The sequence below is a fragment of the Kitasatospora sp. YST-16 genome, from assembly GCF_026802215.1.
Taxonomy (GTDB): domain Bacteria; phylum Actinomycetota; class Actinomycetes; order Streptomycetales; family Streptomycetaceae; genus Kitasatospora; species Kitasatospora cineracea.
Genome location: NZ_CP113837.1, coordinates 2458083 through 2480445 on the forward strand (window position 1 = coordinate 2458083; position 22363 = coordinate 2480445).

The window sequence follows — 22363 nt, forward strand, 5'->3', positions numbered from 1 at the left end:
GGTGCGTTCAGCTGCGGGGGGTCACTTGCCCTTCGCGGCTTCCTTCAGCTTCGAGCCGGCGCTCACCTTGACGCTGTAGCCCTCGGCGATCTGGATCGGCTCGCCGGTCTGCGGGTTGCGGGCGGTGCGGGCGGCGCGCAGGGTGCGCTCGAAGGTCAGGAAACCGGGGATGGTGACCTTCTCGTCGCCCTTGGCGACGACCTCGCCGGTGATCTCGGCGAAGGCGGCCAGCACGGCGTCGGCGTCCTTGCGGGTCACCTCGGCGCGCTCGGCCAGCGCGGCCACCAGCTCACTGCGGTTCATGTGTACTCCTGTGGTCTGTTGCTCTGCCGTGCACGGAGGCATGGCCGGTCCGCGCGACGGTGTTCGTTCAGGCGAGGGGTGGTCAGGGGCCGGGCTCGCACCGCGAAGCGCCGCAAACTGCCCGCCTGGGTACGAATCCTGCCCCGACCGGCACTGAGAAAGCCAATCGGGAACCGGCGTGGTTGACCCGAACAGCGCCCACCCGACGGAGGTGTGACGCTCCGTCGGCTCCGGCACGGCCGGAACGGGCGGCGGCCGGGACGACACGCCGTGGCGCAACTGGGGACGTACCGTACTTGTCGGACACGCCTCCCCGTCGCAGGGCTACCGTACGCCCTGGCACCGACAAGCCCAAACACGCCCCTTGCCCTTGTGTCGCAAGGGCTCGGGCGCCCCCGCCGGACGCGGGGACGCCGGACGGGGCGGAGCTCAGAGCTGAACGGCCGGGAAAGCACCGGTGTCGAGCGTCCCGACGATGCCCGGGGTGGGGGTCTCGGGGGCCGGCTCGGCGTCGCCGCGGGCGGCCACCGCGGCGTCCCGGACGGCGGCCGCGACGGTCTTGGCCACGCCCGGGTGGAAGACGCTGGGGATGATGTAGTTCGGGTTCAGCTCGTCGTCGGTGACGGTGGTGGCCAGCGCCCGGGCGGCGGCCAGCATCATCTCGGTGTCCACGCTGGCGCTCTGCGCGTCCAGCAGGCCGCGGAAGACGCCCGGGAAGACCAGCACGTTGTTGATCTGGTTGGGGAAGTCGCTGCGGCCGGTGGCGACCACCGCGGCGGTCTGCCGGGCCACCGCCGGGTCGACCTCCGGGTCGGGGTTGGCCAGCGCGAAGACGATCGCGTCCTTGGCCATGGTGGCCAGGTCGTCGCCGTCCAGCACGTTCGGGGCGGAGACGCCGATGAACACGTCGGCGTCGGCCACCGCCTCCTTGAGGGTGCCGGTGCGGCCGGAGCGGTTGGTGTTCTCGGCGATCCAGCGCAGGCTGTCGTTCAGGTCCTCGCGGCCCTGGTGGACCACGCCGCGGACGTCCGCCACGGTGGCGTGCGCGACGCCCGCGGCCATCAGCAGCTTGAGGATCGCGGTGCCCGCGGCGCCGGCGCCGCTCATCACGACCCGGATCTCGCCGATCTCCTTGCCGACCACCTTGAGCGCGTTGGTCAGCGCGGCCAGCACCACGATCGCGGTGCCGTGCTGGTCGTCGTGGAAGACCGGGATGTCCAGCGCCTCGCGCAGCCGGGCCTCGATCTCGAAGCAGCGCGGCGCCGAGATGTCCTCCAGGTTGATGCCCGCGAAGCCCGGCGCGATGGCCTTGACGATCGCCACGATCTCGTCGGCGTCCTGGGTGTCCAGGCACAGCGGCCAGGCGTCGATGCCCGCGAACCGCTTGAACAGCGCCGCCTTGCCCTCCATCACCGGCAGCGCGGCCTTCGGGCCGATGTTGCCCAGGCCCAGCACCGCGGAGCCGTCGGTGACCACCGCGACGCTGTTGCGCTTGATGGTCAGCCGGCGGGCGTCCTCCGGGTTCTCGGCGATCGCCATGCAGACCCGGGCCACGCCGGGGGTGTAGATCATGCTCAGGTCGTCGCGGTTGCGGATCGGCAGCTTCGAGGACATCTCGATCTTGCCGCCGAGGTGCATCAGGAAGGTGCGGTCGGAGACCTTGCCGATGCTCACGCCGTCGATGGTGCGGAGCTTCTCGACGATCTCCTGGCCGTGCGCCACCGAGGACGCCGCCACGGTGACGTCGATGCGCAGCGCCTCCAGGCCGGAGGCCGTGACGTCGAGACCGGTGACCGAACCGCCGGAGGACTCCACCGCGGTGGTGATCGAGCTCACCGCGTTGCCGGTGGCCGGGACCTCCAACCGGACCGTGATCGAGTTCGAGACACTGGGCACCGTCGCCATCGACGTCCTTCTTCCTGAATCAACAAACTGTTGAAGTTCCATGCCGCTCGGCATGCTAGACCTCGATGGTCGCACCGACCAAGGGCTTGCCAGAAATAACGTGCATTGAGTGTGCGGACCCCACAAAGCGCCCGGTCCGGAGCAGCACCTCCTTGCCCGTCGGCGCGGATGCGTTACATTGGAACGGCACCGGCTCGATCCAAGCCCCCGGGCCCAACCTTCGTCCCTTCGAGGGACCACTTGCCGCGAGGCGAGCATGGCGGGTCGGTGTTCAACGTGGCGAAGGCCCCCCACCTCCGGGTGGGGGGCCTTCGTGCTGCTCCGGCTACTTCAGCAGCGCCGGGACGCCCGCGGCGTCCGGCAGGTCGTCCGGGCCGGAGAGCACCGTCAGCCGCTGGGTGGCCCGGGTCAGCGCCACGTACAGCACCCGCAGGCCCGCCTCCGACTCGCCCGCGATGCCGGTCGGGTCGGCCACCACGGTGGCGTCGTACTCCAGGCCCTTGGCCTCCAGGCTGCCCAGCGCCACCACCCGCTCGCCCAGGCCCTCGGTCCAGGTGGCCGCCTCGGCCCGGCGGTCCATCGGGACCACCACCGCCACCGTGCCGTCCACCTCGCCCAGCAGCCGCTCCAGCTCGGCCCGGGCCGCCGCGCCGAACGCCGCCGCGTCCGGCTCGCGGACCGCCGCGAACCGCGGGTGCGCGCCGGTGGCCCGCACCGCGCTCGGCGACGGGGTGCCCGGGGCGGCCAGCTCCAGCACCTTCGCCGCCACCTCGGCGATCTCCGCCGGGTTGCGGTAGTTCACGGTCAGCGTGTGCCGGCGGCGCGGCTTGCCCGCCAGCACCTCGTCCATCGCCGCCTGCGCCTCCTGCGGGAACGGCCAGGAGGACTGCGCCGGGTCGCCGACGATCGTCCAGGTCGCCATCCGGGAGCGGCGGCCGATCATCCGCCACTGCATCGGCGTGAGGTCCTGCGCCTCGTCGACGATCACGTGCGCGTACTCGCGCCGCTCCTCCGGAACGCGCTCGCGCTCGCGCTGGCGGTACATCCGCTCGCCGTACGTGGTGACCTCGTCCAGGCCGGTCAGCATGTCGACCGCGTCCACCTCGCGCACCTTCGGGCGGGCCGGCTCGCCGAGCAGCACCTGCAGCTCGTCGACCAGCGCCACGTCGTGCGCGGACAGGTCGCCCGCGCCGCGCTCGTCCAGGTGCCGCCAGGACGCGGCGAGCAGCCGGGACTCCTCCGGGGTGACCGCGCGGCGGGCGATCCGGTTGGTGTGCCGGTGCTGCTTGAGGGTGGCCAGCACCCGGCGCGGGGTGACGGCGGGCCACCAGGCGTCCAGGAAGGCCAGGAACGGGGCCTCGTCGGACACGTACTCGTCGAAGGACTCGCGCTCCTCCTGGCGCTGCTCGCGCTCCGCGTGGCTGGTGGGCTTCGGCAGGTCGCGGACCGCCTCCGACCAGAGTGCGTCCAGCAGCAGGCGGCGGGCCCGCGGGCGCAGCAGGTTCAGCGGCGTGCCGCCGCCGCCCACCACGTTGCCGCGCACCGCCTTCAGCCGGCCCGCGTCCAGCCGCAGTGCCCGGCCGCGGGCGAACACCTTCAGCTCGGTCGGCGCGCCCAGCTCCAGGGCCGCCCGCGCCGCCCGGCGCAGCAGCTGCACCATCCGCGCCGAGCCCTTGATCCGGGACACCTCGGGGCTGTCGTAGCGGGACGCCTCGATCCCGTCCACCAGGCTGCCGACCGCGCGGATCGCCACCTGGCCCTCCTCGCCCAGCGAGGGCAGCACGCCCTCGGTGTACGAGACCAGCAGCGCGGTCGGGCTGACCACCAGGATGCCGCCCGCGTACCGGCGGCGGTCCTGGTAGAGCAGGAACGCGGCCCGGTGCAGCGCCACCGCGGTCTTGCCGGTGCCGGGGCCGCCGGTGACCAGGGTGGCGCCCGCGGCGGCGGCCCGGATCACCTCGTCCTGCTCCTTCTGGATGGAGGAGACGATGTCGCGCATCGAGTGGCCGCGGGCCCGGCCCAGCGTCGCCATCAGCGCGCCGTCGCCGACCACCGCCAGCTCCTCGCCGTCCAGGGTCGGCGCCAGGTCGGGGCGGAGCAGGTCGTCCTCGACGCCGATCACCTTCCGGCCCTTCGACCGGATCACCCGGCGCCGGATCACCCGGCCCGGCTCCAGCGGCGTCGCCCGGTAGAACGGCGCGGCGGCCGGGGCCCGCCAGTCGATCACCAGCGGGCCGAACTCGGCGTCCAGCACGCCCAGCCGGCCGATGTGCAGGCTCTCGGCGACGGCCGGGTCGGCCGGGTCCAGCGGAGTCTGGGACGGGATCCCGTGCTCCTCCGGCGCGTCGGCCTGCTGGAGGTCGATCCGGCCGAACAGGAAGTCCTCGAACTCGTTGTTCAACCGCTGCAGGTGGGCACCGGCCCGGTACACCTGGGCGTCCCGCTCGGCGAGCGCGCCGGGGGTGCCGACCTGCACCCGTTTGGCGGCGTCCTCCAGGATGTACTCCGCCTCGGCCAGCTTCTCCTCCAACCGCCGGTAGACGGTGTCGAGATGCCGTTGCTCCCCCGCGATCTCGCGGTCGCGGACGGTGTCGGATCGGTGCTCGGCGGAGCCGTGCGCGCCCAAGGAGCCCCCCAAAGGTGCGGAGAAAAAGGCGGACGGAAGATCTTACAGGGAACCGGCCTCCTCTCCGGTAGACGGGGCCCCGCCGAACGCCCGGACCCCCGCCCGGCGGCCCCGCCCGGCGGCCCCGCCCGGTGGCTCCGCTCAGTGGTCGAGCGAGAGCCGGTAACCGCGCTTGACCACGGTGGTGATCAGGCCGGGGGCGCCGAGCGACTGGCGCAGCCGGGCCATCGCGGACTCCACGGCGTGCTCGTCGTCGCCGCTGCCGGGCAGCGCGCGGAGCAGGTCGGCGCGCGGGACGACCCAGCCGGGGCGGTGGGCCAGGGTGCGCAGCAGGGCCATGCCGGCCGGCGGGACGGGGCGCAGCAGGCCGTCGACCAGGGCGGCCCGGCCGCGCAGTTCCAGGGTGTGGCCGGCCACCGGGAGCGGACGGGAGCGGGCCGGGAGGGCGGCGGTGAGGGTCTGGACCATCGCGCCCAGCCGCATCCGCTCGGGCCAGACGGTGGGGACGTCCAGCGCGTCCAGGGGCGCGGCGGTGACCGGGCCGACGCAGACCGCCAGGACGTCGCGGCGCAGGGCGTGCAGCAGCTCCTCGGTGCGGCCGCGCTCGGCGGCCCGCTCCAGCAGGCTGATCGCGGCGGGCGCGGAGGTGAAGGTGACGGCGTCGACCGCGCCGGTGCAGGCCGCGTCGAGGAGGCGGTCGAGCGGGCCGGGGTCGGCGGGCGGCAGCCAGCGGTAGACCGGCACCTCGACCACGTCGGCGCCGGCGGCGCGCAGCGACTCGACGAAGCCGGGCAGCGGGGCGCCGTGCAGCTGGACGGCGATCCGGCGGCCGTCGACGCCCTGGTCGAGCAGGTGGGAGAGGACCTCGGCGGAGGACTCGGTGGCGGCGGAGAAGGACTCGCGCAGCCCGGCGGCGCGGATCGCGCCCTTGGCCTTGGGACCGCGGGCCAGCACGGCGGCCCGGCCGAGGGCGGCGCGCAGGTCGTCGCCGAGGTCCCAGCCGTCGGCGGCCTCCAGCCAGCCGCGGAAGCCGATGCCGGTGGTGGCGACGGCCAGGTCGGGCGGGTCGGCGATCAGGGCGCGGGTGGCGGTGTGGAGCTCGCCGTCGTCGGCGAGCGGGACGATCCGCAGGGCGGGGGCGCGCAGCACGTCCGCGCCGCGGCGCTGCAGCAGGGCGGCGAGTTCGTCGGCGCGGCGGGCGGCGGTGATGCCGACGGTCCAGCCGGCCAGCGGGCCGGCCTCGGCGGGCCCGGCGGCCGCGGCCGGCTCGGCGACGGTGGTCGCGGCATCGGTGGGCGCGGCGGCTTCGGTGGGCTCGGCATCGGTGGGCGCCGGTTCGGCCGGCTGGCATCGGGTCGGGTCGGCCATGCGGTGTGGTCCTTAGCTGCGCGGCCCGGAGTGTCCTGGCGGGGGACGGGGCGGCGGTCGGGTGGGTGATCAATCGTGTCCGGTCGCGGTGTCACCCCCGGGTCGCCCCGATTACCGGCGTGTTTCGCGGCAGGTCGGGGCGGTCCGGGGGCTTCCGAGGGGGTGCTTGCGGGGTTCTTGCGGGATGCTTCCGGGGTGCTTCCGGGGTGCTTCCGGGAGTGTGACGCCCGGTCAGACCCGGGTGAGGGCGGGGGTTTCGGTGGCGGCCCCGGCGGCGGGGCGGCGCAGGTAGACCGCCCAGGTGAGGGCGGAGCAGACGGCGTAGGCGGCGAGGAAGGAGACGAAGGCGGGGGTGCCGGACTTGGCGATCAGGAAGGACTCCCGGAAGGCGAGGTTGATGAAGAGCCCGCCGAGGGCGCCGACCGCGCCGATCACGCCGATCGCGGCGCCGGACATCCGGCGCGACCAGGCGGCGGCCTCCTCGGCGGCGGCCCCGGCGGCGATCCGGTCCTGGGCCTTGGCGTCGAAGATGCCGGGGATCATCTTGTAGGTGGAGCCGTTGCCGAGCCCGGCGAGCACGAACAGGGCGACGAAGCCGGTGAGGAAGACCGGCAGCGAGCGGATCGACGAGGCGTAGGTGACCGCGCTCGCGGCGGCGGCCATCGCGGCGAAGTTCCACAGCGTGATCCGGGCGCCGCCGTACCGGTCGGCGAGCTTGCCGCCGAGCGGGCGGATCACCGAGCCCAGCAGCGGGCCGAGGAAGGTGAGTTGGGCGGCCTGCAGCGGGGTGCGGCCGAACTGGTTCTGCAGCACCAGGCCGAAGGCGAAGGAGAAGCCGATGAAGGAGCCGAAGGTGCCGATGTACAGCACCGACATCAGCCAGGTGTGCTTCTCCTTGACGACGGCGGCCAGCGCGCCGGTGTCGGAGCGCATCGGGGCGAGGTTGTCCATGAACAGGGCGGCGCACAGCGCGGCGACCACGATCAGCGGCAGGTAGACGCCGAGCACCAGCCGCGGGTGGCCGGCTCCGGCCCAGGCGATCACGCCGAGCGAGACCAGCTGGATCACCGGCACCCCGATGTTGCCGCCGCCGGCGTTCAGGCCGAGCGCCCAGCCCTTGTGCCGGGCCGGGTAGAAGGCGTTGATGTTGGTCATCGAGGAGGCGAAGTTGCCGCCGCCGAACCCGGTGAGCGCCGCGACCAGCATGAAGGTGGTGTACGAGGTGCCGGGGTGCATCACGTACCAGGCGGCCAGGGCGGGCAGGAGCAGCAGCAGCGCGGAGACCACCGTCCAGTTCCGGCCGCCGAACCGGGCGACCGCCACGGTGTAGGGGATCCGGACGAAGGCGCCGACCAGGGTGGGCATCGCCACCAGGAAGAACTTGCCGGCCGGGTCGATGCCGTACTCCTTGCCCATGAAGAGCACCATCACCGACCACAGGCTCCAGATCGAGAAGCCGATGTGTTCGGAGAGCACCGAGAAGGCGAGGTTGCGGCGGGCGGTGCGGCGGCCGGTGGCCGCCCAGAACGCGGTGTCCTCCGGGTCCCACTGCTGGATCCAGCGGCCGCCCGTCCTGCCGCGCGTGGTGGTGCCGTCCATGGGGCTGCTCCTTCGCGTTCCGTTGTCCTTGGGCATGACGCTAGGAACCCACGATTTCGGACTCGTTGTGCGGTGTGAAGGGCGCGGTACCGTCCGCTCACCCGGCCCGGAGGCGGCGTGTGAGGGCCCGGAACGCACGAGAGCCGCCCTCCGGTGAACGGGGGGCGGCTCTGCGGTGCACATGGGGTGGTGGAGATGCCGGGAATCGAACCCGGGTCCAGTGAAGTGGATTCAGGACTTCTCCGAGCGCAGTCCGCTGTGAGTTTCTCGGCCCTGGCGGTCACGCGGACAAGCCGCCAACAGGCCCAGTCACTGTTTGGTTTCCCCGCCACCCCCGCGACCGGGGTGGAAGGTTGAGTTCCCTAGATTATGCCAGGATCCGGGTCGGGAACGCCCCGGGCTGACACCCATTCACTTTCGCAGATCAGGCTGCGAGAGCGAACTGCTGGGAATCGCGCTTAGAGTTGGCGATTATTTTTTTGCGACAGATGGTTAACGAGATCATTGCCGCGTTCCTCGGCTCGCTTCTCCTGTTTCGACTGTCACTGTCGAAACCGATCATCCCCATGTTTTTTTGAGAAACAGCTCCGGCGGGCGGGGCCCTCCGGGTGGTGCGCTGCCATAGTACTCAACCGGCGCGTCAAGGGTCCAGCGCATTGATGCCCGGGGCCGCCCGAGGTCAGTTCGCGCCGGGCAGGCCGGTCCGCTGGGCCAGCCAGGGCAGCGCCAGCTTGAAACCGGCGGTGCCGAACTGCCAGTCGTGCTTGCCGAGGTGGACCTCGACCTTGGTGTCCAGCCCGGCCGCCCGGGCGGCCCGGTCCAGGGCCTGGGCGTTCTCCAGGTGCTTGCCGCCCTCCTCGCCGCCGACCAGGAAGTAGCCGCTGGAACCCCGGTAGGCGTCCTTCTTGGCCCGGCCGAGGACGGTCAGCGGGTCGTGCGCGTCCCAGGCGGCGGCGTTCCCGCCGTACAGGTCGTTGATGGTGGCCTGCTTGCTGCCGAGGTTGGGGCCGAGGTCGCCGGAGATGCCGACGAAGTGGCCGAACACGTCGGGGTGCACCACGGCTAGGTCCACCGCGCAGGTGCCGCCCATCGACCAGCCGACCACGGCCCAGGAGCGCGGGTCGGTGGCGGTGCCGAAGGTCTTGGCGACGTACGGCGGGATGTCCTTGACCAGGTGGTCCTCGGCGTTGCCGTGCTTGCCGTTGACGCACTCGGTGTCGGTCTTGAAGTCCCCGGTGGCGTCCGCCATCACCAGGATCGGGGCGTAGCCGTTGTGCGCGGCGGCGTACGCGTCGGCGCTCCCGGCCGCCCCACCGGCCCGGATCCAGTTGTCGGGCGCGGCGAACTGGCCGCCGATCATCTCCACCACCGGCAGCTTGGGCCGGACCTTGCTGCGGAACCAGGCCGGCGGCAGGTAGACCAGTTCGCGGCGGTGCTTGAAGCCGCTCGGCTCGGCGGGGATGTCCACCACGACCACCCGGCCCTCGGTGGCCCGGCCGACGGTGGACAGCGCCTCCTCCAGGGTCATCTGCTGCGGCACCGGGGCGTTCGTCAGGTCGCCGAACGCCGCGTCCACGTTCGGGTAGTAGCCGGTGGAGATGTTGATCGAGTTGGCGGCGCAGAGCAGGGACATCCCGACCGCCACCGGGACGGCGGTCAGGTTCCACCAGCGGACCCGCCGGACGCCGGCCGCCAGGCCGCCCAGGCCCAGCAGGGCGCAGCACACCCAGAGCCACAGGCCGGGCGGCAGCGGGTCCTGGATGCCGCCGAACGCCAGCACCAGCAGCGCGGCCAGCCCGGTGCCGACGGCCGCCCCGCCGACCACCCAGGGCAGCCGGTGGCGGACCCAGAACGGGCTGACTCTGAACAGCGCCGCCACGACCGCCACCACGGCCAGTATTCGGAAGGTCCACGGCAGCCAGCCACTCAACAGCGAGATGTCCACCCGGAGATGATACGGAGGCGTCCCATCACACCGGTTGGCCGGGCCCCGTCAGACGCTTGACAGGGGATCAGCCCTGGCCGGAGCGCCGGCGGGCGGCGGCCACCGCGCGGTCGGACTCGCGGCGGTCCTGGCGCTCGCGCAGGGTCTGCCGCTTGTCGTACAGCTTCTTGCCGACGGCGAGGGCGAGTTCGAGCTTGGCGCGGCCGTCCTTGAAGTAGAGCGACAGCGGGACCAGCGTGTGGCCGCTCTCCTTCGCCTTGGACTCGATCTTGCGGATCTCCATCTTGTGCAGCAGCAGCTTGCGCTTGCGCCGCGCCGAGTGGTTGGTCCAGGTGCCCTGGGCGTACTCGGGGATGAAGACGTTGTCGATCCAGGCCTCGCCGCCCTGGACGTACGCGTAGCCGTCGACCAGGTTGGCCCGGCCCTCGCGCAGCGACTTGACCTCGGTACCGGTGAGCACCATGCCGCACTCGTAGGTGTCGAGAATGGTGTACTCGTGCCGCGCCTTCTTGTTCTGCGCGACCAGCTTCTTGCCCGTTTCCTTTGCCATAGCCCGGTCATTCTCGCACTTCGGCGGCGGGCGCGGCAGCCCCTTTACGGCGCGGCGGGCCCGGCGGCCCCGGCGGCGGGCGCAGCGGGGGCGGCGGGGGTGCCGGTGGCGCCGGGGGCGGAGCCGCTCAGCCCGTCCAGCACCTTGAGGGCGAGCGCCTGAGGGTCCTCGCCGGCGGCCGGCACGTCGGGCTGGACGCCGGTGCCGTCCGGGGAGCGGCCGGCCGGGGTCTGGTAGCGGCCGACGGTGAGTTCCAGCACCGAGCCGTCGGCGAGCCGGCTGGGCTGCTGGACGGTGCCCTTGCCGAAGGTGCGGCTGCCCACCAGGACGGCCCGGCTGCGGTCCTGGAGCGCGCCGGCCAGCAGTTCGGCGGCGCTCATGGTGCCGCCGTCGACCAGCACCACCAGCGGGACGGCGGTGTCGCCGCCGGGGGCGGCGGTCAGTTCGCGGTGCTCGCCGTGCACCTGGTAGCTGGCCACCGGGCCGCCGTCGAGGAACACCGAGGCGGTGTCGACGGCCTCCCCGACCAGCCCGCCGGAGTTGCCGCGCAGGTCGAGCACCACGCCCCGGGAGCCGGCCTCGGCGGCCCGCACCTGCTCGGCGACGCCCTCGGTGAAGGCGTGCACGGCGATCCGGGCCACGCCGGGCGCCGGGTGCTCCACCTCGACCTCGCGGGTGGAGAGTTCGGCCCGGGTGAGGGTGAGTTCGCGCACCGGCCCGGCCCCGTCCCGGACGTCCACGGCGACCGTGCTGCCGGCCGGTCCGCCGCGCAGCCGGGAGACCAGTTCGGTGACCGGCAGTTGCTCGGCGGGCGCCCCGTCGACGGTGACCAGCCGCTGGCCGGGCTCGATGCCGGCCCGGGCGGCGGGCGAGCCGGGCACCACCTCGGCGACCAGGGTGGGCCCGCCGGCCTCCCGGTCCACGTTCAGCCCGACGCCCGCGTACCGGCCGCCGGTGAGGTCCGCGTACTGCTGCGGGCTCAGGTAGGCCGCCCAGCGGTCGCCGCTGTCGCCGACCAACTGCCGGGCCTGCTGCGGGGTGAGGTCGGCCCCGGCGAGGTCGGCGTGCGGCGGGCCCTCGGACGACGAAGGGGCCCGGGAGGAGCCGTCCGGCTCTCCCCAGGCCCCCGAGGCGGCTCCGGCGAACAGCACCGCGCCGAACACCAGGCCGAGCGTCATCCCCTGGCGTACCCGCTGCGGTGTCGGCATGCCCGCGAGTCTAGTGCCGCGGCGGGCCCGCCGGCCGGTGGCGCCGACGGTCCGTCAGACCTTCAGGTACTTGCGCAGGGTGAAGAACGCGGCCACGCCGGCCATCGCCATGCCGACCACGACCAGCAGCGGGATCACCGCCAGCACCGAGGACAGGCCGATGAAGTGGATGAACGCCACCTTCTTGGCCAGCCAGCCCTGGACGAAGAAGTGCCCGCCCAGCAGCAGCGCCGAGGCCAGCGCCGAGCCGAGCAGCGCGGCGAACGCGGCCTCCGCGATGAACGGCATCTGCACGTAGAAGTTGGAGGCGCCGACCAGCCGCATGATGCCGGTCTCGCGGCGGCGGCTGAACGCGGACACCCGGACGGTGTTGACGATCAGCAGCAGGGCGACGAACAGCATCAGCACCATGATCACGAACGCGGCGGTCTGCAGGCCGCGCAGCAGACCGAACAGGTTCTCCAGGATCTTCCGCTGGTCCTCGACCGACTTCACGCCGGGCTTGCCGGCGAAGGCGCTCTGCACCACGTCGAACCGGGTCGGGTCGTTCAGCTTGACCCGCCAGGACTGCGGCATCGCGTCCGGGCCGACCGCCGCCAGCAGCGGGTTGTCCGGGTTGCTCTCCTGGAAGTGCTTGAACGCCTCCTGCGAGTTCTCGAAGGTGTAGTTCTGCACCAGCGGCATCTTCGCCAGGCCGTCCTTGACCGCCTGGATCTGGTCGTCGGTCGCCTCGCCCGACGCGCACTGCGGCGAGTTGTGGTCCGCCTTCGTGCAGAAGTAGATGCTGACCTCGACCTTGTCGTACCAGTAGTCCTTCATGGAGTTGACCTGGTCGCGGACCAGCAGCGAGGCACCGGCGAGGGCGAGCGACAGCGCGACACTGACCACGACGGCGATGGTCATGGTCAGGTTGCGGCGGAGACCGACGCCGATCTCCGACAGAACGAACTGGGCGCGCATGCTTCTCTCTTCTAGCTCTGGTAGCCGTAGACGCCGCGGGCCTGGTCGCGGACCAGCAGGCCCTTGTCGAGCTCGATGACGCGCTTGCGCATCTGGTCGACGATGGCCTGGTCGTGGGTCGCCATCAGCACGGTGGTGCCGGTCCGGTTGATGCGGTCGAGCAGCTTCATGATGCCGACCGAGTTCTGCGGGTCGAGGTTGCCGGTGGGCTCGTCGGCGATCAGCAGCATCGGCCGGTTCACGAACGCGCGGGCGATCGCCACGCGCTGCTGCTCACCGCCCGACAGCTCGCCGGGCATCCGGTCCTCCTTGCCGCCGAGGCCGACCAGGTCGAGCACCTCGGGCACCACCTTGTTGATGGCGCTCTTCGGCTTGCCGATGACCTCCAGGGCGAACGCCACGTTCTGCCCGACGGTCTTGTTCGGCAGCAGGCGGAAGTCCTGGAAGACGGTGCCCAGTTGGCGCCGCATGTGCGGCACCTTCCAGTTCGAGAGCTTGCCCAGGTCCTTGCCGAGCACGTGCACGTCGCCGGTGGAGGGGCGCTCCTCGCGCAGGCACAGGCGCAGGAACGTCGACTTGCCCGAACCGGACGAACCGACCAGGAAGACGAACTCGCCCTTCTCGATCTCCAGCGAGACGTTGTCCAGGGCCGGACGGTTCTGCTTGGGATAGGTCTTGGAGACGTTGTCGAATCTGATCACGGCTGCATCACGGGGGCCATCCTAGGTGGATCGGAGCCAGTGACCTTACGCGATGCCCAACTGCACCCGCAGTCGCCGGACGCCTACTGACCGTGGTTTCGTCAGGTGTTGTTCGGGTTCGCCCCGGAAATTGCGAGCTACGTCACAGATCGATAACCCTTCTCCTCCGGGAGCCGAGGGGTGGGGAACCTGGCAGAGTGGTAAGCAGTCGGAACCGAATCCGCCTCCGGCACGTTGGCTATGCAGCAAGGAGGAGATCGCATGACCTGCGACCAACTGGTGTGCGCCAACTGCAACGGCCGCGTGAGCGACGGCCGCTGCCCGGTGTGCCGCGCCAACAGGGCCCGGCTCCAGCAGGAGCAGCACGGGCCGTTCGCCGCGCTCAACCCCGCGGTGCTGCTCGGCCTGCTGTTCGCCGCGGTGCTCGTGCTCGCCCTGCTGCTGCGCTGACCACGAACCACGAACCACGGGAAGGGCCCCTCCGCCACGGCGGAGGGGCCCTTCCCGTTCTTGCCTTGCCGCTCTTTAACCGCGCGTTCAGTTCTCGCGCTGCTTGCGCCAGCGGATGCCCGCCTCGATGAAGCCGTCGATGTCGCCGTCGAGCACCGCCTGCGGGTTGCCGACCTCGTGCTCGGTGCGCAGGTCCTTGACCATCTGGTACGGGTGCAGGACGTAGGAGCGCATCTGGTTGCCCCAGGACGAGCCGCCGTCCTTGAGCGCGTCCATCGCGGCGCGCTCCTCCTGGCGGCGGCGCTCCAGCAGCTTGGCCTGGAGGACGTTCATCGCCGAGGCCTTGTTCTGGATCTGGGAGCGCTCGTTCTGGCAGGAGACCACGATGCCGGTGGGCAGGTGGGTGATCCGGACCGCGGAGTCGGTGGTGTTGACGCCCTGGCCGCCGGGGCCGGAGGCGCGGTAGACGTCGATCCGCAGGTCGCCCTCGTCGATGTCGACGTGGTCGGAGGTCTCGACGACCGGGAGCACCTCGACGCCGGCGAAGGAGGTCTGCCGGCGGCCCTGGTTGTCGAACGGGGAGATCCGCACCAGGCGGTGGGTGCCCTGCTCGACCGAGAGGGTGCCGTAGGAGTACGGCGCCTTGACGGTGAAGGTCGCGGACTTGATGCCGGCCTCTTCGGCGTACGAGGTGTCGTAGACCTCGGTCGGGTAGCCGTGCCGCTCGGCCCAGCGCAGGTACATGCGCATCAGCTGCTCGGCGAAGTCGGCGGCGTCGACGCCGCCCGCCTCGGCGCGGATGTTGACCAGGGCCTCGCGGGCGTCGTACTCGCCGGAGAGCAGGGTGCGCACCTCCAGCTCCTCGACGGCCTTCTGCACGGCGACCAGCTCGGTCTCGGCCTCGGCGCGGGTGTCCGCGTCGTCCTCGGCCTCGGCCAGTTCGAACAGGACGCCCAGGTCCTCGACCCGGCCGCGCAGGGTCTCGACCTTGCGCAGCTCGCCCTGGAGGAAGGAGAGCCGGCTGGTGACCTTCTGCGCGTTCGCGAGGTCGTCCCACAGGTTGGGGGCGGCTGCCTCCTCCTCCAGGGTCGCGATGTCGGCCCGGATCTTGTCCAGGTCGAGGACGGCCTCGATCGACGCCATGGTCGAATCGAGGTTCTTGAGCTCTTCGGAAGGATCGACGGCTGCCACGCCTCAAGGGTAATGGTTCGGCGGGGGGGCTCGGCTACAACCGGGGGTACCAGCCGGTGTGCACCGCCGCGGAGGCGCCCGCGGGGGGCTCGGCGGCGAACGCCGTCCACGCGGCGGCGGCGCCCGCGAGCAGCAGGACCACGGCGATCAGCACGGCCAGGGTGCGGCGGCGGCGGATCATCTGGGCCCGGGTGCGGCGGTGCGGGCCGGCCGCGGGGCGGTCGCGCTGGGCCCGGGACTCCTCGGCGTAGGAGGCCAGCTCCTGGGCGGAGGGGCGGCGCAGGCTGGTGTGGGTGTCCCGGGTGGAGTCGGGCTGCGGGCCGGGCACCAGCGGGACGGCGGGGCCGCGGCGGCGGCGGTGGGTGCCGCTGCCGGCGAAGGCGTCGCTCTCGGCGTAGACCGCCTCGCCGGGGGTGGGGACCTCCTCGACGGCGGCGCGCTGCTCGGGGACGGCGAGCGGGCCGACGCCGGCCAGTTCGGGCAGCAGGGCGCGCAGCCGGGCGGCCAGCTCGGCGGCGCGCAGCCGGGAGGCGGGGGCCTTGGCCAGGCACTCGGAGATGATCCGCCACAGGCCGTCCGGCATGCCCTCGACCGGGGGGACGTTCTCGGTGACGTGCCGGCGCAGCACCGCGCCGGTGTGGCCGCCGCCGAACGGGGTGGTGCCGGTGAGCAGTTCGTACAGCACGGTGGCGGTGGCGTAGATGTCGACGGCGGCGCGCGGCTCCAGGCCCTCGATGATCTCGGGGGCGAGGTAGTCGGGGGTTCCGATGATCCGGGTGGCCCGGGTGCGGCGGGGGGCGTCGACCAGGCGGGCGATGCCGAAGTCGGTGAGCTTGGCGCGCGGGGCGCCGCCGGGGCCGGGCGGGGCGGCGAGGTCGAGCAGGACGTTCTCCGGCTTGACGTCGCGGTGCACGATGCCGGCGGCGTGCGCGGCGGCCAGGCCGTCGGCGACGTCGGCGATCACCGAGGCGGCGACCAGCGGGCTGAGCACGCCGTCGCGCTCCAGCCGGGTGCGCAGGTCGCTGCCCTGGACCAGGTCCATCACCAGGGCGAGGTCGCTGCCGTCGACCACCATGTCGTGGACGCCGACCACGTGCGGGTGGTCGAGGCCGGTGAGGGCGGCGCGCTCCTGGACGAAGCGGCCGACCAGCACCTGGTCGGCCGCGAGGTCCTCGCGCAGCAGCTTCACCGCGACCGGGCCGTCGGGGCCCTCGCCGAGCCACACGGAGCCGGCCGAGCCGCGGCCGATCACCTGGTGGACGGTGTACCGGCTGCCGATCTTGCGTGCCAATGCTGCTCCGTGGGCTCGTGTAGGTCGGTGCTCGACGAACAACCTACGCGCCCGCGGGGCCTCCGGGGGCCGCGGAGGGCCCCCGGGGAGGTACCGATCCGGTGGAATTTCGCGAGATTGTCGACAAAGCGTCAATTCCACTGTCAGGTATGGCTGGTGACCCAGTTCCGGGCCGAGTCGTACCAGCCGACCACGTTGTCCCAGTAGTGCGGCAGCGGCGTGAAGTTCCACAGCGCCAGGCAGCCGACCGCCAGCACCACCAGCACCAGCAGGCAGCCCTTCAGGCAGCCCAGGCCGGGGATCCGCATCCGGTTGGGGCTGCGCCGGCGCGGCTCGCGCTCGCGCTCCCGCTCGCGGGGCGGCTCCGGCTCCGGGCGGCGCTGCGGGGCGGCGGCTCGGCCCGGCGCTGCGGGGCGCCGTAGTTCGGCGGCGCCTCGTAGCCCGGCTGCCCGCCGTAGCCGGCCGGCTGCTGGTGCTGCTGCGCCTGGTACGGCGGCGGGGCGACCGGCGGACGGCCGCCCCGGCCCTGCTGCGGGTGGCCGCCCTGCTGCGGCTGCTGGGGCTGGTACGGGCCCTGCTGCGGGGCGTAGCGGCCGTCCTGCGCGGGCCGCTGGTAGGGCGGCGGGGCGACCGGCGGGCGGCCGCCGGGGCCCGGCTGCGGGTAGCCGCCGCCCTGCTGCGGGTGCTGGCCGGCCTGGTACGGGCGCGGGGCGACCTGCGGCTCGCCGGGGCCGTCCGGCTCGAAGTAGCCGATCCGGGTCTGCGCGTTGCGGTCCCGGGCGGCGCGCAGCTGGGTCTGCCAGGGGTGCGGGCCCTCCGGCTGGGCGGGGGCCTGCTCGGGGGCGGGCGGCACCGCGGGCATCACCCGGGTGCGCTCCGCGGGCGGGGCGGCGGGCGGCTGCGGGGCGATCGGCTGGGTGCGGTCCTCGGTGCCGGGCGCCGGCGGCTGGTGCGCCATGACCTGGGTGGCGGCGGCCGGGTCGTAGCCGACGCCGGCCAGGGTGGCGTCGTGCGCGCCGGCCGGGGCGGCCGGCGCCGGGGCGGGCACCAGCAGGTCGCCGACGGCCAGCGCGGCGTCCACCGCGGCCGGGGAGGAGTGCACCCCGACGCCGGCCGCGACCACCCGCAGCGCCTCGGCCAGCGAGACGGCGGTGGGGCGCTGGGCCGGGTCCTTGCGCAGGCAGCGCTCGACCACCGTCCACAGCGGCTCGGGCATGGTGCGGGGGCGCTGCGGCTCCTGCGCGAGGTGGGCCTGCAGGACCGCCAGCGGGTTGTCGCCCTGGAACGGCGGGCGGCCGGTGACCAGTTCGTACAGCATGATGCCGGCGCCGTAGACGTCCACCGCGGCGGTCTGCGGGCGGCCGTCGGCGGACTCGGGGGCGACGTAGACGGGGGTGCCGACGAACTCGTGGGTGCGGGTGATGCCCGGGGAGTCGGCGAGCCGGGCGATGCCGAAGTCGGTGAGCATCGGGTGCATCCGCTCGCCGCCGTCCACCGCGAGGGTGGCCAGCAGCACGTTGGCGGGCTTGAGGTCCCGGTGCACGACGCCGTCGGCGTGGCTGGCGGCCAGCGCGTCGGCGATCTGGGCCATCAGCAGGGCGCCGGCGATCGGCGACAGCGGGCCGGACTCGCGCAGGTAGCGGTACAGGTCGGGGCCGTCGACCAGGTCCATCACCAGGGCGAGCAGCTCGCCCTCGACCACCAGGTCGCGGGTGCGGACGATGTTGGGGTGGGTCAGCCGGAGCAGGACGGAGCGCTCGCGCAGGAAGCGCATCACCACGTCCGGGTCGGCGGCGAGCTCCTCGCGCAGCACCTTCACCGCGACCGCCTGGCCGGGCAGCAGGCCCGGCACGGCGGCGTCCTCGCGCACCCGGCCGCGCCAGACCGTGCCGGTCGCTCCGCGTCCGAGGCTCTCCTCGAGCAAGTACTTGCTGCCGACAGGCCGCACCTGTGCACTCCGTTCGGTCACCCGGCGCCCGCTGCCGGGGCCGCGTTCCGGCACTCCCCCGTTCCCGTGAACGGCGCCGGGGCCTGGGGAGTCCGCCCGGGCGGGCGGGCTCCCGTATTTCGGCAACTCTAACGGTGCCCGAGCGGGTTTCCGAGGCGTTGCCCGGCCGGGCCGCGCGCTGTCGGCCGGGCGGGCGTCCGGGGCTCCTTGACCTGACTCCCCGTCGGATTCACCATGGCGATGATCGCAAGATCGTCAAATCCGGTACCGTGCGCGGACTGTCCGTCCCGAGTGGCAGGATGGCACGCACCACACGTGTGCAGAAGGGACCCCGGGCGAGATGCAGATCCGGCTCACCGTCCTTCGACCGCGCAGCGGCCCGGCCGCCCCCGGCAGCACGGGCAGCGCCGGCAGCGCCGCCGACGTGCTGGTCACCGCGCCGGACGGCACCGCGCTCGGCGCCGTCGCCACCGCGCTGGCCGGAGCGGTCGGCGTCCGCGGCCCCCGCTCCGCCACCCACGTCCACCTCTACGACGGGGAACGGCGGTTGGACGAGCAGACCCCGCTCGGCCACCCCCCGCTGGTGGACGGCGCGGTGCTCTCCCTCGGCGAGCCCGACCCGGACGCCGAGGGCGCCGACGAGCGCCCCGCCGCCGAGCTCCGGGTGGTCGGCGGCCCCGACGCCGGCGGCGTCCACCGCCTGCACGGCGAGCGGATCCGGATCGGCCGCTCCGCCGAGGCCGACGTCCCGCTCGACGACCCCGACGTCTCCCGCCTGCACCTCGCCCTGCACCTGGCCGCCGACGGCCGCGCCACCGTCCAGGACCTCGGCTCCACCAACGGCACCCGGCTCGACGAGCAGTGGCTGCGCGAGGAGTCCGCCGACGTCGCCCCCGGCGCCCTGCTGCGGATCGGCGAGTCCACCCTCCAGCTCGCCCGCACCACGGACACCCCGGCCCGGCCCACCGTCCCCGACGGCGAGGGCCGGCTCCGGCTCGCCCCGCGCACCGGCGCCCGCACCGCCCCCGGCCGCCCACCGCTGCCGCCCGGCCCGCCCGAGCCCGAGCAGGCCCCCGCCACCGGGCGCGGCGGCCGCTGGCTGCGCCGCGGCAAGGCCGAGGCGCCCGCCCCCGACGGCGGCCGCCAGCACGACGCCGCCCGGCTGCGGCAGGCCGCCAACCAGCGCGAGCGCTGGCCCGACCCGGCCGCCCTGCTGCTCACCGCGCTCGGCACCGGCCCCCGGCTGTGGGAGCGCGGCCCCGACCACCCCGACGCGCTCACCCTCCGGCTCGGCACCGCCGACCTGCCCGCCGCCCCGGCGCCGCCCCCGGCGCCCTGCTGCCCGCCGTCCCCGTCACCGTCGACCTGCAGACCGCCGGCAGCCTCGGCCTGGCCGGCCCGCGCCACCGCCTCACCGGCCTGGCCCGCGCCGCCCTCGCCCAGCTCGCCGCCCTGCACCCGCCCAGCGGCCTCGCCCTGGTCGTCGTCGCCGCCGGGCAGCCCGCCGAGGACTGGGCCTGGGCCCAGTGGCTCCCGCACCTGCGCCCCGCCCACGGCCAGGCCTGCCGGCTGCTCTACGGCCTCGGCCCCGAGCAGGCCGAGGCCCGGCTCACCGAGCTCGCCGCCGCCACCCCCGGCCCGCCCGCCACCGTCGTCCTGGTCGACGGCGACCCCGGCACCGAGGCCGGCCGGCACGCCCTCGCCCTGCTGCTGCGCCAGGGCCCCGCGGCCGGCGTCTTCGCGCTCTGCCTGGCCGCGGCGCCCGAGGAACTCCCCACCGGCCTGGGCGCCGTGGGCACCGTCACCGGCGAGGTCTCCACCCGCCTCACCCTCGACCGCCCGGCCAACGGCACCCGCGAGCGCCTCACCGACGTCGCCCTCGACGCGGTCTCCCCCGCCTGGGCCGAACGGCTCGCCCGCACCCTCGCCCCGCTCACCGAGGCCGACACCGGCGCCTCCCCGCGCGGCCCGCTGCCCGAGGCGCTGCGCCTGCTCGACCTGCTGCGCTCCGAGTCGCTCTCCCCCGCCCGGCTCGCCGAGAGCTGGCAGGCCCTGCCCGCCGGGGCCGGCGGCGCCACCGCCCTGCTCGGCACCGCCCGCGGCGCCGGCGGCGAGGAGAACTGCGCCGTCGACCTCGCCGAGGACGGCGACCACCTGCTGATCGGCGGCGGCCCCGGCTCCGGCAAGTCCGAACTGCTGCGCAGCCTCGCCGCCTCGCTCGCCGTCTCCGAACGGCCCGACCGGCTCGCCCTGCTGACGGTCGACGGCGACCGCGCCGAGGACGGCGGCCTGGCCGGCTGCACCGACCTCCCGCACGTCACCGGCCACGTCAACGCCGCCGAGGACCCGCGCGGCGCGCTGCTCGCCGCCGAGCGCCTCACCGACGAACTCGCCCACCGCGAAGCCCTGTTCGACGGCCTCACGTTCACCGACTGGCACACCCGGCGGGCCCTCGCCAAGACCCCCGCCCTGGTCGGCGGCCCCGCCGCCGACCCCGCCCCGCAGGTCCGGGTGGTCGAGCCGCGCCGCTCCCCCGACGCGCCCCCGCCCCCGCCGCCGACGCCGCGCCGCCCCGGCTGGTCGTCCTGGTCGACGACTACGACGCGCTGCTCGGCCCCGCCTCCCCGGCGGCCGCCCGCTGGCCCGCGCGCTGGCCGCCGTCGCGGTGCACGGCGCCCGGCTCGGCGTGCACGTGGTCGCCACGACCGGCTCGCCCGAGAGCACCGCCGGCACCGAGCTCGACGAGTGCGCGCAGCTGCGGATCGCCCTGCGCACCGAGCAGCCCGGCGACTCCGACCTGCTGGTCCACCTCCCGGACGCCGCCGCGCTCCCCGGCACCACCCCCGGCCGCGGCTACCTGCGCCGCCCGGACGGCGCGGTCACCGCCTTCCAGGGCGCCCGGGTCAGCGGCCGCATCCCCCGCACCGCGACGCTGCGCCCCACCGTCGTCGCCCAGCGCCTGGAGGACCACGGCGCCGCGCCCTCCCCCCGTCCGGTCCGCGAGCTCGGCAACGGCCCCACCGACCTGGCGCTGCTCGCCTCCGCGCTGCGGCGGGCCACCGAGAACTGAGCCTCAGCCGGCCGGGTGCGGCAGGTAGCGGGGCTCGGGGTGCGGCCAGGTGAAGTCCAGGAAGAGCGGGTAGTCCCGGCGCTCCAGGCAGCGCAGCAGGAACGCGTCGAAGCTGCCGCGGGTCGCGTACCACTGGCCGGTGTCGCTGAACACCGCGATCGGCCAGCGGTCCGGGTCGGGGCCCTGGGCGAGGAAGAACCAGGCGCCGCCGAGGGGGGCGCCCCCGGCCGGAGGCTGGGGGACGGTCGGAGCCCCAGCCGATCAGGCCGCCGGGTTCGGGGTGGTACGGGAACGGGTCGAAGTCCGGGTTGCGCTCCTGGCCCTGCCGCCACCCGTACCAGGTGCCCCACAGGGCGCGGGCCTCCGCCGCGGTGCCGTCCACCGGCCCGAAGACGGTCAGGAAGCCGTCCAGCACGCCCGGCCCCCGGCGGTCCACGAACGCCTTGTACGCGCCCGGCAGCGGCACCCCGAGCAGCGCCTCGGCGGCGTCCCAGCTCGCCGGCGCCCCCGGCCGTCCGGGCTCCCCCAGCAACTCGTCCAAGCGTTCCGTCACGCCCTCATCATCCCCGCCGGGCCGGACGGCCCGCACCGCCCCCGGCCCCGTTCAGCCCGCGGCGTCCGGGAGTTGGGGCGGGCAGGAGCCGCCGGGGGCGGTGAGGAGCTCGAAGTGCCACATCTCGTTGGCGTAGACCTGGCAGAGGCCGTAGCGGGTGCCGTGCCGGCCCAGCCAGTCGGCGGCGTCGGTGGGGCCGACGTCGACGGCGCGGCCGGAGACGTGGGTGGACTTCTCCGGGGTGTTGACGTAGCGGCGGGCCAGGTCGAGGGAGCCGTAGCGGCCGACCGCCCGGTCGAGCAGGCGCTGCTGGTACGAGGGGCTGCGCCGGCCGGAGGTCAGCCGGAGCTCGACGCCCTGCGCGCGGGCGTCGGCCGCCGCGGCCCGGACGGCGGCGAGCAGCGCCGGGTCGAGGCCGCGGACCGCGGGGACGTCCGCGTCGACGGCGACCGAGCCGCCGGCCGGGATCCCGTCCTCCGCGCCGTCCCCGCCGCCGGGGACCAGGCTGTACGCGGCCACCGCGCCGAGCAGCGCCACCGCGCCCAGTCCGGTGATCGTGGTCCGTGCGCTCTTCTTCATCTCCGCCTCCCGGCCGTCCGTGTCTGGGTCCCGGGCCCATTGCAGGTCGGCGGGTGTTGCGCGGGCGTCTGCGCCGGGGCATACGTTTTCGACATGCCCGGCGGTGTCCAATGGCC

The 22363-nt window shown here is 74.3% G+C and carries 18 protein-coding genes, 1 other RNA gene and 1 pseudogene; 3 read left to right on the forward strand and 17 right to left on the reverse strand.

Features of this window, described 5'->3' with window-relative positions; translation table 11 throughout:
• Positions 1-21: 21 nt before the first annotated feature.
• The 11 genes from OU787_RS11115 to ftsE form a co-directional block, all read right to left on the reverse strand.
• Positions 22-303 carry an HU family DNA-binding protein gene (locus OU787_RS11115; protein WP_030459611.1) on the reverse strand — a complete coding sequence of 94 codons (282 nt, stop codon included), beginning with the start codon at positions 301-303 and terminating at the stop codon, positions 22-24.
• 429 nt (positions 304-732) lie between these two features.
• On the reverse strand, positions 733-2208 hold the full coding sequence (locus OU787_RS11120; RefSeq protein ID WP_030459610.1) for an NAD-dependent malic enzyme: 1476 nt from the start codon (positions 2206-2208) through the stop codon (positions 733-735).
• 325 nt (positions 2209-2533) lie between these two features.
• On the reverse strand, positions 2534-4834 hold the full coding sequence (locus OU787_RS11125) for a HelD family protein (RefSeq protein ID WP_268659233.1): 2301 nt from the start codon (positions 4832-4834) through the stop codon (positions 2534-2536).
• A gap of 141 nt (positions 4835-4975) precedes the next feature.
• Positions 4976-6202, reverse strand: a complete 1227-nt coding sequence (locus OU787_RS11130) for a uroporphyrinogen-III synthase (RefSeq protein ID WP_268659234.1) — start codon at positions 6200-6202, stop codon at positions 4976-4978.
• 231 nt (positions 6203-6433) lie between these two features.
• Positions 6434-7801: a nitrate/nitrite transporter gene (locus OU787_RS11135; protein WP_030459607.1), complete on the reverse strand. Its 1368-nt coding sequence runs from the start codon at positions 7799-7801 to the stop codon at positions 6434-6436.
• A 187-nt stretch (positions 7802-7988) separates the two neighbouring features.
• Positions 7989-8367: a transfer-messenger RNA gene (ssrA, locus tag OU787_RS11140) on the reverse strand.
• A 113-nt stretch (positions 8368-8480) separates the two neighbouring features.
• Positions 8481-9746 (reverse strand): alpha/beta hydrolase, encoded by a 1266-nt coding sequence (locus tag OU787_RS11145; protein ID WP_268659235.1) that lies wholly within the window; start codon positions 9744-9746, stop codon positions 8481-8483.
• A 67-nt stretch (positions 9747-9813) separates the two neighbouring features.
• Positions 9814-10296, reverse strand: a complete 483-nt coding sequence (smpB, locus tag OU787_RS11150; RefSeq protein ID WP_030459605.1) for an SsrA-binding protein SmpB — start codon at positions 10294-10296, stop codon at positions 9814-9816.
• Positions 10297-10340: 44 nt separating this feature from the next.
• A complete protein-coding gene (locus OU787_RS11155) occupies positions 10341-11504 on the reverse strand; it encodes a S41 family peptidase (protein WP_268659236.1) in 1164 nt (387 codons plus the stop codon).
• A 54-nt stretch (positions 11505-11558) separates the two neighbouring features.
• Complete coding sequence (gene ftsX, locus OU787_RS11160; protein ID WP_030459603.1) at positions 11559-12464, reverse strand: permease-like cell division protein FtsX; 906 nt, start codon at positions 12462-12464, stop codon at positions 11559-11561.
• Between the two features lie 11 nt (positions 12465-12475).
• Positions 12476-13165, reverse strand: coding sequence for a cell division ATP-binding protein FtsE (gene ftsE / locus OU787_RS11165; RefSeq protein WP_030459602.1), 690 nt, complete (start codon positions 13163-13165; stop codon positions 12476-12478).
• A gap of 261 nt (positions 13166-13426) precedes the next feature.
• Here ftsE and OU787_RS11170 point away from each other — a divergent pair, with 261 nt between their 5' ends.
• Positions 13427-13615 carry a hypothetical protein gene (locus OU787_RS11170; protein WP_030459601.1) on the forward strand — a complete coding sequence of 63 codons (189 nt, stop codon included), beginning with the start codon at positions 13427-13429 and terminating at the stop codon, positions 13613-13615.
• Positions 13616-13702: 87 nt separating this feature from the next.
• On the opposite strand, the gene prfB is transcribed toward OU787_RS11170, so the two are convergent.
• The 4 genes from prfB to OU787_RS11190 form a co-directional block, all read right to left on the reverse strand.
• Entirely contained in the window at positions 13703-14806 is a 1104-nt protein-coding gene (gene prfB / locus OU787_RS11175) for a peptide chain release factor 2 (RefSeq protein WP_030459600.1), read from the reverse strand.
• Positions 14807-14840: 34 nt separating this feature from the next.
• Complete coding sequence (locus OU787_RS11180) at positions 14841-16097, reverse strand: serine/threonine-protein kinase (RefSeq protein WP_268659237.1); 1257 nt, start codon at positions 16095-16097, stop codon at positions 14841-14843.
• 143 nt (positions 16098-16240) lie between these two features.
• On the reverse strand, positions 16241-16405 hold the full coding sequence (locus OU787_RS11185) for a hypothetical protein (RefSeq protein WP_268659238.1): 165 nt from the start codon (positions 16403-16405) through the stop codon (positions 16241-16243).
• Positions 16378-18045 carry a serine/threonine-protein kinase gene (locus OU787_RS11190; protein ID WP_268659239.1) on the reverse strand — a complete coding sequence of 556 codons (1668 nt, stop codon included), beginning with the start codon at positions 18043-18045 and terminating at the stop codon, positions 16378-16380. Before OU787_RS11190 ends, OU787_RS11185 begins: the two co-directional genes overlap by 28 nt.
• Positions 18046-18385: 340 nt before the next feature.
• Here OU787_RS11190 and OU787_RS34805 point away from each other — a divergent pair.
• Together OU787_RS34805 and OU787_RS34810 are read left to right on the forward strand one after the other, a co-directional pair.
• A pseudogene (locus OU787_RS34805) lies at positions 18386-19530 on the forward strand (FHA domain-containing protein); the annotation flags it as partial.
• A 306-nt stretch (positions 19531-19836) separates the two neighbouring features.
• On the forward strand, positions 19837-21168 hold the full coding sequence (locus OU787_RS34810) for an FtsK/SpoIIIE domain-containing protein (protein ID WP_442788628.1): 1332 nt from the start codon (positions 19837-19839) through the stop codon (positions 21166-21168).
• Here the strand turns inward: OU787_RS34810 and OU787_RS11200 are convergent.
• The gene (locus tag OU787_RS11200) at positions 21119-21268 is read right to left on the reverse strand and encodes a hypothetical protein (RefSeq protein WP_268659240.1); all 150 of its coding nucleotides are present in this window, start codon (positions 21266-21268) and stop codon (positions 21119-21121) included. The two genes, OU787_RS34810 and OU787_RS11200, sit on opposite strands and share 50 nt — an antisense overlap.
• 451 nt (positions 21269-21719) lie before the next feature.
• Positions 21720-22247, reverse strand: coding sequence for a M15 family metallopeptidase (locus OU787_RS11205; RefSeq protein WP_268659241.1), 528 nt, complete (start codon positions 22245-22247; stop codon positions 21720-21722).
• Between the last annotated feature and the right edge of the window lie 116 nt (positions 22248-22363).